This is a genomic window from Elusimicrobiales bacterium, from assembly GCA_041651175.1.
GTDB lineage: Bacteria > Elusimicrobiota > Elusimicrobia > Elusimicrobiales > Elusimicrobiaceae > JAQTYB01.
Genome location: JBAZJT010000024.1, coordinates 19,039 through 29,652 on the forward strand (window position 1 = coordinate 19,039; position 10,614 = coordinate 29,652).

Sequence of the window (10,614 nt, forward strand, 5' to 3'; positions counted from 1 at the left end):
ATGCAGATAATCCACTTATCCATACGCAGGCCGGTTACGGCCACCATGCTCAACCTGGCGATAGTGGTGCTGGGGATTTTCTCGTATTTTGAACTGGGCGTGGATTTGTTCCCCAACGTGGATTTCCCGTTTGTCACCGTGCAGACTTCCCTCAAGGGCGCCAGCCCGGAGGAGATAGAGACTTCCGTCACAAAACCCATAGAAGAATCGGTCAATTCCATCTCCGGCATAGAGGACCTCAACTCCACCAGCTATGAGGGGCTGTCGGTGCTGTTTATAAAATTCGTGCTGGAAAAGCCGGTGGACGTGGCCGCCCAGGACGTGCGCGACAAGGTCAACGCCGTCCAGCGCGACCTGCCGCAGGGCACGGACCCGCCCGTAATCGGCAAATTCGACGTGGGCCAGATGGCGGTGATGCAGATAGTCGTCTCCGGCAGCCGCGACATAATAAATCTCACCGATATCGCCAAGAAAAAACTCAAGGAGCATCTGGAGACCATAGACGGCATAGGCTCCATAGACATCATCGGCGGGCGCGAGCGGGAGGTGCATGTCATCGTCAATCCCATGAAGCTGGCCGCCATGGGCATTTCCATAAAGCAGGTGCGCGACGCCATCACCCAGCAGAACATAGAAATTCCCGGCGGCAAGGTGGAGCAGAAGGACCGTGATTTTGTGCTGCGCACTCTGGGCCGCATACAGAAAGTCGCGGATTTCAACAATATAGTCATAACCAGGGCAAACGGCGCGACTATCAAAATCTCCGACATAGGCCGCGTGGAGGACACGGGCCAGTACATCCGCACCGCGGCCTATCTCAACGGGACGCCGGCGGTTACTCTGGCGGTCAAAAAGCAGTCCGGCGCCAACACTCTGGCCGTGGCGCGCGCGCTGCACAAGCGGCTTGACGAGCTCAAGACTGTCCTTCCGTCGGATGTTAACGTCAAGGTTATAGGCGACCAGTCCGATTTCATCCGCGCCTCGGTGGACACCGTAAAAGAGCATCTGGTCCTGGGCGCGATAATGGCGGGCATAATGGTGCTGCTGTTCATGGGCGACTGGCGCTCCACCCTTATCTCCTCCACCGCCATTCCCACCTCGCTTATCGGCACTTTCATTTTCATGCGCATGGCGGGTTTCACGATAGACAACATGACGCTGCTGGGGCTGGTAATCTCGGTCGGCATAGTCATAGACGACGCCATCATCATGCTGGAAAACATCTACCGCCATATGGACGAGCTGGGCAAGCCCGCCATGCAGGCCGCAAAGGAGGGCGCCGACGAAATTGCCTTTGCCGTCATGGCCACGTCGCTGTCGCTGCTGGTGATATTCCTGCCGCTGGCGTATATGGGCGGCATTATCGGCAGGTTCATAAAAAGCTACGGGCTGACCATAGCCTTCGCCATCTCCATAAGCGTTTTCGTGGCGCTGACGCTTACGCCCATGCTATGCTCGCGCTTTCTCAAGGCAAAGCACGGCCACAAATCCCGCGCGGAGGAGTTCACCGACCGGCTCAACGACGCCCTGGGCAAGCGGTATCTGGTGCTGCTGGACTGGGCGCTCTCGCACCGCAAGGCGATGGTGGCGATGTCCGTGGCCATCATACTGTCCATGTTCCCGCTGCTGAAATTCATCGGCAAGGATTTCATCCCGCAGGATGACACTTCGCAGTTCGCCGTCTATGTCAAGGCCCCGGAAGGCACCAGCATAGGCAGGATGAAGGATATTTTCTTCCAGCTTGAGAAAGAATTGCGCCGGCTGCCGCATGTCAAAAACGTGCTGTTCTCCATAGGCATGTCGGAAAAAGGGACCAGCGCCGTCAACGACGGCAGCATGGTCATAGAGCTGGACGACCTTAAGGACCGCAGGCTTTCCATGCGCGAAATCATGGCCGCCGCCCGCCAGATGACGGCCAAATACCCGCAGCTGCGCGCTTCCGTAAAGCCGGTGGGCGGCATAGGCGGCGGCGAAGCGGACATAACATACGTCATCTCCGGCCCGGACCTGGAAACGCTGCAAAAATACGCCGGCGCGGTGGCCGATGCGCTGCGCGTCCGCAAGGGCGTTGTGGACGTAGACCTCAGTTTCTCATACGCCAAGCCCGAATACCGGGTGGAGATAGACAGGGGCCGCGCCCACGACATGGGCGTGAAGGTGGAGGATATAGCGACCTCGCTGCGTACACTTGTCGGCGGCGAGGAGGATATCACCAAATACAAGGAAGGCGACGATTTGTATCAGGTGCGCCTGCGCGCGGACGAGAATTACCGCAACCGCATTGAAGCCGTGCGCGCGCTGACCGTCCCGACCGGCGACAAGGGCATAGTCCGGCTGGACAATGTGGCCACTGTGCGCGAGGGGCTCGGCCCCACGCAGATAGACCGCTACTCCCGCCAGCGGCAGATAACCGTCAACGCCAATCTTGACGGAATGCCCATGAATGAGGCGCTGGAAATATGCGACCAGGCTTTCCGCAAACAGCACGCCCCCGCCGAATACCGCGCCGAGCCGGTGGGCCGCGCCCGCGAAATGGGCCGCATGCTGCACAACTTCCTCATGGCGTTCATACTGGCGTTCATTTTCATATACATGATTCTGGCCAGCCAGTTTGAAAGCTTTATTTACCCGCTTTCCATCATAATCGCGCTGCCGCTTACGGTGCCGTTTGCGATTATCACGCTTTTCGCCGCGCATCAGAGCCTGACGCTGTTCAGCATAATGGGGCTGTTCATGCTGGTGGGCATTGTCAAAAAGAACGCGATTTTGCAGGTGGATTACACAAACACGCTGCGCGCCCGCGGCCTTGACCGGCACGACGCCATCATGCAGGCCAACAAAACCCGGCTGCGCCCGATTATAATGACAACGCTTACCCTGGTGGCCGGAATGCTGCCGACGGCATTCGGCACCGGCGCCGGCTCCGGCACGCGCCGCGCGATGGCATGGGTCATTCTGGGCGGGCAATTGCTTTCGCTGGGCATTACGCTGCTTATGACGCCGGTAACATATTCCCTGCTGGACGATTTGCAGAACTGGTTCAGACTCCGCTTCAAAAAAACGGAAAACACCCCCGCGTGATATTCCCGCCTTCCCGCGCCCGGCCAGGCTGATTGGTCTGGACGGCGGCGTATGGCGCATTGCCAATGTGCGCTGGGGCCACAAATCCCCTGATGAATATATCTGGGATACCGCGCGTGTCAAAGCGGAGGAGCTGGAGGAGGTTTACTGGGGCTGCGAGCCGAACGGGGTGGGCCATGCTTTTGTAGTGTTCAAATTCAGGCCCGGCGGATTTTCAAGCGAAAGGAAAGGCGCCGCCTCCAGCAATTATCTGGTTGTCAGCCAGGAGGCGTATTTGAAAAAGGGGGAGCAGTATAATGCCGTGGCCGGGCAATTCAACACCTACAGGGAAGTTTTTGTGTTGTCCACGCTGGAGAGTTTTGTCGCCTTCAATGTTGTTAACCTGAAAGTTTCAGTTGGCTGCGGGATTCGGCGAAAAATCGCTTCATCTGCCTTCACAAAATTATCCTTTCGTGCTGTGAAGCACGCGCGGATAATTTTGTTCGGCATTATCTCGCGCTTTTTCGCCTCGGTCCTCGCACCAACTGAAACTTTCAGGTTAACCCCGAAAGGCAGTGCCGCGTGCGGCTCTATCCGGTCAACACCGATATGCGGCATAAAAGGAAAATGCTTTACTTCGCCGTTCTGTACGCCGCAGTGAAAGACCATTTCGGTGAATACTACACCACCTTTTCCAACAGTTGCGTTACCAACGCCTTGCGCATCCTGAATTCAGGGCTAAAGCCGCAGGACCGCATAGAGGAGCATGTTCCGATGATTGCCACTTTCCGGCTGGGCCATTCTAAAATAATCGGCGATAGGACGGTGGAATTTAGCCCGCGGAACCCGACTGGCGGCGGAGTGATAAATCCCTACACCGCCACGTTGCCGAAAAAACGCTGAAAAACCCGGCTCCGGCAGTTCAGCAGATTCGGGGAAGCTGCTCGCCTTCGGGCATTCGCAGCGCGCGCCGCCCGCCGGTTTTTGTTTTCAGAATCACGCCGGGCGCGCCCGCAACCGCTTTTCCGGCTATAACCGCGTTTGCTCCGTATTTCTCCGCGCGTATGGCGGAGAGGACCTTCTCCGCTTTTTCCCGGGGAGTGAAAACCGCCAGAGCGCCTTCGTTGGCCGCGTAAAGCGGGTCCAGCCCCAGAATGCCGCAGGCGGCCTCCACCTCCGGCGCGACGGGGATTGCCGCGCCGTCCATCTCTATCGCGCAGCCCGAGGATTGCGCTATTTCGTTTAACGCGGCGGCAAGGCCGCCTCTTGTCAAATCCCGCATGGCATGGGCGTCAAAGCGGGCCGCGGCGGCGACCTTGGACAGAGGGGCGCAGTCGCTCTCTATCGCGCTTTGCAGCCCCAGCCTGTGCCTGGCATTGAGGACGGCCACCCCGTGCGCGCCCAGTCTGCCGGTTATAATGACCGCGTCGCCGGGCCGCGCGCCGGAGCAGGAAATATTGACACCCTCGGGAATTTCGCCCACGCCGGAGGTGGCTATGAAGATTTTATCCGCCTTGCCCCTGTCAACCACCTTGGTGTCTCCGGTGGCTATCACCACGCCGGCCTCGTCTGCGGCTTTGCGCATGGAGGCGGTAATCCGCTCCAGCAGCGAAATCTCCAGCCCCTCTTCCAGGATAAAGGCGGCGGACAGCCATTTGGGCGTCGCCCCTTTCGCCGACAAATCGTTTACCGTCCCGCATACCGAAAGCTTGCCTATGTCCCCGCCGGGAAACACCACCGGGCTGACTACATAGCCGTCCGTGGTAAACGCCAGCCGGCGCGAGGACGCCTCCAGCTCCGCCGAATCGTCCAACTGGTTAAGCAGCGGATTGCCGAAGTGCTTGAGGAACAGGCCCTCCGTCAGCCGGCGGGACATCTCGCCGCCGCTGCCGTGCGCCAGCATAATTTTCTCATCCATAATGATATGCCGCCGCGCAGGCCCCTTCCGAGGAGACCATGCACGGCCCCACCGCGTCCGCCGGGACGCAGCGCTTGCCGAACAGCGGGCACTCCCGCGGCGCGGCCCTGCCGGTCAGTATAAGCCCGCAGATGCAGCCTTGCGGCTCCCGCGCGCGCGGAACGGAAACGCCGAATTTCTCCGCGGCGTCAAAGCGGCGGAACTGCTGGCGGAAAACAAGGCCGGACATCTCCATTTCGCCAAGGGCGCGCCACTCGGCGCGCGCGGGCTCAAACACCTGCCGCATTACGGCGACAGCGCGCGGATTCCCCTCGCGCCTTACCGCGCGCGGGTAGCAGTTTTCCACCGAACAATCTGCGGCTGCGATTTTGGCTGCCAGCCGGTTTACGGCATGCAGGATATCCAGCGGCTCAAACCCGGCGACGACGGCGGGGACTTTCCCTTCCAGAATGCCGTACGGCTCCAGCCCGATAACCGCGCTTACATGCCCCGGCAGCAGAAAACCGTCTATTCGCGCCGGGCCGGAGAGCAGCGCCTCCAGCGCGGGGGGGACCAGCTTTAGCATGGGCAGCACGAAAAAATTATTTATTCCGGCGTCCGCTGCGCGCAGCACCGCCGCCGCAATGGCGGGCGCGGTTGTCTCAAACCCCGCGCCGATGAAAATCACGTTTTCAGAGGGGTTCCGCCGGGCCGTTTCCGCCGCGTCCTCCGGCGAATACACAATGCGCACGTCCGCGCCGGCGGCTTTCGCGCTTTCCAGGCTGTGGGAGGAACCGCGCACCTTCAGCATGTCTCCGAAAGCCGCGATGACGGCCCCCGGCGTGAAAGCCAGCGCCGCCGCGCGGTCAATATCGGTCTGGGAGCTTACGCATACCGGGCAGCCGGGGCCGGAGACAAGACGTATGCTCTCCGGCAGCAGGGCGCGCAGCCCGTGCCGTGCTATGGACATGGTGTGCGTCCCGCAGACTTCCATTATCGTTACGGGGCGTCCGGCGGCGGAGGCGTTTGCCGCTATGCCGGCGGAAATTTTCGCCGCCAGCGCGGCGTTGTCAAGCGCCATAGACCTCTTTTAGCAGGCGCAGCGTCTCCCGCGCGTCGTCTTGCGGCAGTATTTGTATGGCATAGCCAGCATGGACTATCACGTAGTCTCCGGGTTTTGCGTCCGGCACCAGGTCGACGCTGGCATGCCGCGTTACCCCGCCGAAGTCCACTTCGGCGCCGGCGCCGTCCAGCCTGACTATTTTTCCCGGCACGGCTAGGCACATACCGACACCCCGTCTTTTGCCGCGAAGGAATTTTTGAAAATTTTACGCGCCGTCGCCTGCGCCTGCGCCCTAAGCCTGGGCGAGTTGTAGCGTTTGGCCTCGAAATGCGTCAGATAAAGCTTTTTTGCGCCGCTGCGCTTTGCGGCAATGGCCGCGTCCTGCGGGTTCAGATGCGGCCAGTGCGGTATGCGCTCGCCCGGCAGATAGGAGCATTCGGCTATCATGAGGTCCGCGTTTTTGCAGAGTCTGTATAACGCCGGGCAAAGCCCGGTGTCCGGCGCGTAGGAGAGAACTTTGCCCTCCGCCTCCACCCTCAGCCCGCGGCAGGGCGCGGAATGCACCAGCGGATAAACCGAAAAATGCGGGGCGAGTTTTCGCATCGCCTCGTAATCAATGATTTCGGTTTTCATTTTAAGTTTGGACGGCGGCAGGCTGTAAGGCCAGTCCAGCAGCCGTTTGAGATGGCTTTTCATGTCCCGCGCGACGCATATTTTCACGCCCTGCGGGAAGGCGAATTTGTTCAGCGCGTGCAGCCCGCACACGTGGTCTATGTGGGTGTGGCTGATGAATATATACACCGGCTTTGAGCCGGAGATTAATTCATCCAGTTTCGCTATGCCGAAACCCGCGTCCAGGACTATATACTCGGTTTCGGTTTCAGCCAGGGCGCAGGTGGTGTTTCCCAGCGCGGTATCGTACCAGCCGTTTGTTCCCAGAAATGTCGCACGCATGGTAATATTTTACTTTAAGTTTGGCGGCCATTGCGCCGGCCATGCCGGGGCGCACGGTAATTAGCAGCGCGGCATTGCGCCTGCGCGCCAGCTTTTCCGCCTGCCGGAAAAAACCCCGGCCCAGCAGCTCCAGCGGTCCCATCTCGTCTATTATCACGGCCTTGCATGCGGCGCAGCGGGCCAGAACCGCGTTGGCAAAACGAAACCCCGCCCTGTCTGTTTTTGGCCCGCCGGCTACGGACAGCAGAAATTTTTTGTTTCCGGTTTTGAGGTTTTGCGCGAAATAGCGGCATTTCCTGCCGCGGTAAAATTCAGCGGGCGAGCAAATTCCCCCGGTTTTTATCCCCGCGGCGGAAAGCTCCTCAAACAAGGCGCGCGCCAGCTCGGTTTTGCCGGCATCGCGCCGTCCCGTAACGAAAATTATCACGCGATTTTAGCCAGTGCGTCGGCGAAATCCGCCGCGCCGGCATAGCGGTCTTCCGGGCGGGGGGCAATGGCTTTAAGCACGGCCTCGTCCATTTCAGGGGGGATGTCGGGCGCCAATCCGGAGGGTTTTACCGGCGCGGACGGGTCCGGCGCCTGCCGGGTGAGGGATTCGTAGAGGCAGACTCCCAGCGAGTAAATATCCGCCTGCCTGGTCCCGGCGCCTTCGGGCGCGGCGGTCTGGTTCGGGTCGCCCCTGTCTATGACCGCGCCGATGCCGGCGTCGGTCAGCATGGCCTGCCGGTCTTCCGTTATCCGTACGTCCGACAGATGCATTGTCCCGTTGGCCAGGCCGGCCTGGTGCAGCGCGTTCAGCGCGGAGGCGGCTCCGCCGAAAATGCCCGCCGCTTCCCGGGCCGACAGCGGCCTCTGCGCCAGCCTCTCCTCCAGCGTCTGGCCTTCTATGAAGCTGCTCACCATCCAGAGCTGTCCGTTATGCACGCCAACATGCAGCGCGTGCGGCAGGTTCGGATGGTTGACCGAGGCTATCTTCTCCATCCGGTCGCGGAAAGCCTCCAGGACCGGCTGCTCCATCTCCACGGTGAATTCCTTCACGGCGGTTTTTGCGCCGGTGCGGGCGTCCCTGCCTTCGTGAACCACGCCGGTGCTGCCCGCGCCTATGCGTCCGGCGATTTTGAAATCATCCGGCTCTTCGTCGCGGCGCGCCACCAGCGCGGGGTTTACCCGCGCCGCATGGTTTTGGGATGCCCCGGCGCCTATTTCCAGCGCGGCTTCAAGCGGAGCCTCAAGCGACTGAGCGGAGGGTATGCCGGGCAGCGGCGCGGCGGCGGGCGCGGGTATTTCCATCGCCGAGGCGTCCAGCTTCGCCGGCGGCGCCAGCACATGCCTGCGGGCCAGCAGTTTGGCGGCGGCAACCTTGGCTGTTTTGGCGGCGGCATAGCCGATAACGGCGAATACCGCCAGCCCGGCCACGGCGCGCGCCGCCTTTGCCGGCAGCCCGGATTTTGCGGGGGCCTGCGGCGCGTCGGCCTCGTTGTTTTTTGCGTACACAAGAAATTCGGGCGCCTTGGAACCGTAGGCGGCTATGGCGTCCTGGAATTTCTGGCCGTAGGCGGCCTCGTCCAGTTCGGCGGCCTTGCGCAGCGCGGAAAGCGCCATCTGGTAATCTCCCGCCTGTTCCGCCGCCGCGGACTGCGCCAGCAGCGCCTGAGGGGAATTGGGGTCCGCCGCCACCGCGCTGGAAGCCTCCATCAGCGCCTCGTGCGGCTTGTTCTGCGCGAGCAGGCATTTTGAAAGCGCGATGTGCCCCGCCGCGCTGCTCGGGTTTATTCTCAGCGCCGCGCGCGCATCCTCGGCGGCGCGCGCGTAGTTTCCCAGCCCCAGGTAGGCGTTGGAGCGTATGATTAGGGCTTTGTCGTCGCGCGGGTTGCGCTCCAGCGCGGCGGACGCCGCTGCCAGCGCGCCAGCATAGTTGAAGTAGTAGTTCGTGTCCAGCGGCATGCCGCCCAGATCCGCGTCGCGTTTTTCCCAGTAAGCGTCTTTGTCCGCCGTGGAGCCGTATTTTTTCGCCGCGCGCGCCGATGACAGCGGGTTTACGTCGCTGAAACCGTCGTCATCGTCGTAGGAAAAACCGCGTTTGCCTTTTTTTGCCGCGGTTTCCGAAGCCGGTTTGCCGGAGCTCTTTTTGCTCCAGGAGGGGCTGCCGCTCTTGGAATCTCCCCAGAAATCGTCTCCGTCTCCGCCGAAATCGCCGTCTCCGCCGGAGTCGCTGTCCCCGCCTCCGCCAAATCCTCCGCCGAAACCTCCGCCGTACGAACGTCCGAAGTTTCCTCCTCCTCCGAAAAAGCTCGGGAAATTGGAATTAGCGGATTTCACGGAAGCTGACGCGTTTGTGCCGGAGTCGTCCGGCTGGGCGCTTTTTCTGCCCAATCCGCCCAGCAGATTCGCAAAGTCAAGCAATCCCGGCTTATTCTCGGACGATGATGCGCGCGACACCTCGCGCCCGCCCGGCTTTGATTCAAATCCCGGCGAGGCTGCCGGAGGCGGCGGCGCGTATCCGGGGAAACGGCTGCTGCCCGCGCCGGTTTCCCGCGGCGGGGCCGGGGCGCGCCGCCGTTGGATATTATCCTCCCCGTCAAACTCCTGTCTGGCGGCGGCAGCATGTCTGACCGCGCCGGGCGCGTATGCGGGCTGTGTCCGCGGAGCGGCGGCTGTGTTGTAGCCGGCGCTGTTGCCGCCTGCCGGGCGTTCCGACGAGCCGGCGTCGCGTCGTTCCGGCTCCTGCGGGCGTATATGTCCGTTGCTGTAGCCTCTTCGGGGCAGCAGATCCCGGCTGCCGCCGTAACCGGCGTCGGGGCTGTAGCCTGCGCGGCTGCCCGTTTCGCGGACTTCGCCGCGCAGACGCTCGCCTCCGCTGTATGCGGGTTGCGCGGGGGCCGGCCTTGCCTGGGAATATGACGGCGCGGCGCTTTGCGGGTAATGGGGAGCCGCCGCCAGTTCGCGCGATCTGGGGCGGTAGGCCGGTGCGGCGCCGGAAGTGTTAGCCGCATTGTCCGGCGGATTTGCGTTGTAGCCAGTCTGCGAAACCGGATTTCCGCCGTACTGATAACGCGTTGCCGGTGCGCCGCCGGAGTTCACCGCGCGCCGCTGCGCGTCAAGATTGCGCGTTTCCCCGCCATAGTCGGTCCGGGCGGATGCGATATCCCGTGTGCGGGGCGTGTCGCCGCGGGAACCCGCCGCGCCGCCGATTGTATCCGGCAACCCGCTTTTTCTGCTTCCCGGATTGGGCGTGCCGAACCCACCGCCCCCGACATTATACCCCGCCGGCAGGGCGGCTAATCCGCCGTCTTTGAATGCTCCAAATCCCTTGTTCTGGCGAGCGCCGGATTCGCCGAATAAGGCTTTGCTGGCCTCCGCGCCGCCGCTAAAACCTCCTCCTCCCAAGCTCCCGCCGCCGCTGCCTCCGCCACCCCCGCCTCCGCCTTTGCTTCCTCCTCCTCCGCCAAAACCGCCTCCTCCTCCGCTACCCCCTCCACCGCCTCCGCTACCCCCTCCACCACCTCCGCTACCCCCCCCACCGCCTCCGCTGCTCCCGCCGCCTCCGCCCATGCCCCCTCTGTTTTTTCCCGCCCCGCTGTTCATGCCATAGGGGTCATTAGTGTCGGACTTTTTGTCGGGCCTCTTGTTCCATTCCTCT

The 10,614-nt window shown here is 61.9% G+C and carries 10 protein-coding genes; 3 read left to right on the forward strand and 7 right to left on the reverse strand.

What is annotated here, in order from left to right:
• The 3 genes from WC421_10580 (at position 1) to WC421_10590 (ending at position 3,963) form a co-directional block, all read left to right on the forward strand.
• On the forward strand, positions 1 to 3,081 hold the full coding sequence (locus tag WC421_10580; protein MFA5162678.1) for an efflux RND transporter permease subunit: 3,081 nt from the start codon (positions 1 to 3) through the stop codon (positions 3,079 to 3,081).
• A 169-nt stretch (positions 3,082 to 3,250) separates the two neighbouring features.
• Positions 3,251 to 3,721, forward strand: coding sequence for a hypothetical protein (locus tag WC421_10585; GenBank protein ID MFA5162679.1), 471 nt, complete (start codon positions 3,251 to 3,253; stop codon positions 3,719 to 3,721).
• Positions 3,688 to 3,963: a hypothetical protein gene (locus WC421_10590; protein ID MFA5162680.1), complete on the forward strand. Its 276-nt coding sequence runs from the start codon at positions 3,688 to 3,690 to the stop codon at positions 3,961 to 3,963. The genes WC421_10585 and WC421_10590 overlap by 34 nt, the downstream gene beginning before the upstream one ends.
• A gap of 19 nt (positions 3,964 to 3,982) precedes the next feature.
• Here WC421_10590 and hypE read toward each other — a convergent pair whose 3' ends face one another.
• From hypE to WC421_10625, 7 genes are all read right to left on the reverse strand, one after another.
• Positions 3,983 to 4,978, reverse strand: a complete 996-nt coding sequence (gene hypE, locus WC421_10595) for a hydrogenase expression/formation protein HypE (protein MFA5162681.1) — start codon at positions 4,976 to 4,978, stop codon at positions 3,983 to 3,985.
• The gene (gene hypD / locus WC421_10600; GenBank protein ID MFA5162682.1) at positions 4,971 to 6,038 is read right to left on the reverse strand and encodes a hydrogenase formation protein HypD; all 1,068 of its coding nucleotides are present in this window, start codon (positions 6,036 to 6,038) and stop codon (positions 4,971 to 4,973) included. Before hypD ends, hypE begins: the two co-directional genes overlap by 8 nt.
• On the reverse strand, positions 6,028 to 6,243 hold the full coding sequence (locus WC421_10605; protein MFA5162683.1) for a HypC/HybG/HupF family hydrogenase formation chaperone: 216 nt from the start codon (positions 6,241 to 6,243) through the stop codon (positions 6,028 to 6,030). The genes hypD and WC421_10605 overlap by 11 nt, the downstream gene beginning before the upstream one ends.
• On the reverse strand, positions 6,234 to 6,974 hold the full coding sequence (locus WC421_10610; GenBank protein MFA5162684.1) for an MBL fold metallo-hydrolase: 741 nt from the start codon (positions 6,972 to 6,974) through the stop codon (positions 6,234 to 6,236). The genes WC421_10605 and WC421_10610 overlap by 10 nt, the downstream gene beginning before the upstream one ends.
• Positions 6,901 to 7,401, reverse strand: coding sequence for a nucleoside-triphosphatase (locus tag WC421_10615; protein MFA5162685.1), 501 nt, complete (start codon positions 7,399 to 7,401; stop codon positions 6,901 to 6,903). Before WC421_10615 ends, WC421_10610 begins: the two co-directional genes overlap by 74 nt.
• Positions 7,398 to 10,178 (reverse strand): protein kinase, encoded by a 2,781-nt coding sequence (locus tag WC421_10620; GenBank protein MFA5162686.1) that lies wholly within the window; start codon positions 10,176 to 10,178, stop codon positions 7,398 to 7,400. The genes WC421_10615 and WC421_10620 overlap by 4 nt, the downstream gene beginning before the upstream one ends.
• A 74-nt stretch (positions 10,179 to 10,252) precedes the next feature.
• A complete protein-coding gene (locus WC421_10625; GenBank protein MFA5162687.1) occupies positions 10,253 to 10,495 on the reverse strand; it encodes a hypothetical protein in 243 nt (80 codons plus the stop codon).
• Positions 10,496 to 10,614 lie beyond the last annotated feature (119 nt).

Bases quoted from the DNA above. Each gene is read 5' to 3' on its own strand.
- WC421_10580 (MFA5162678.1), top strand. From the start codon at position 1: ATGCAGATAATCCACTTATCCATACGCAGGCCGGTTACGGCCACCATG.
- WC421_10590 (MFA5162680.1), top strand. From the start codon at position 3,688: ATGCTTTACTTCGCCGTTCTGTACGCCGCAGTGAAAGACCATTTCGGT.
- hypE (MFA5162681.1), bottom strand. From the start codon at position 4,978: ATGGATGAGAAAATTATGCTGGCGCACGGCAGCGGCGGCGAGATGTCC.
- hypD (MFA5162682.1), bottom strand. From the start codon at position 6,038: ATGGCGCTTGACAACGCCGCGCTGGCGGCGAAAATTTCCGCCGGCATA.
- WC421_10605 (MFA5162683.1), bottom strand. From the start codon at position 6,243: ATGTGCCTAGCCGTGCCGGGAAAAATAGTCAGGCTGGACGGCGCCGGC.
- WC421_10610 (MFA5162684.1), bottom strand. From the start codon at position 6,974: ATGCGTGCGACATTTCTGGGAACAAACGGCTGGTACGATACCGCGCTG.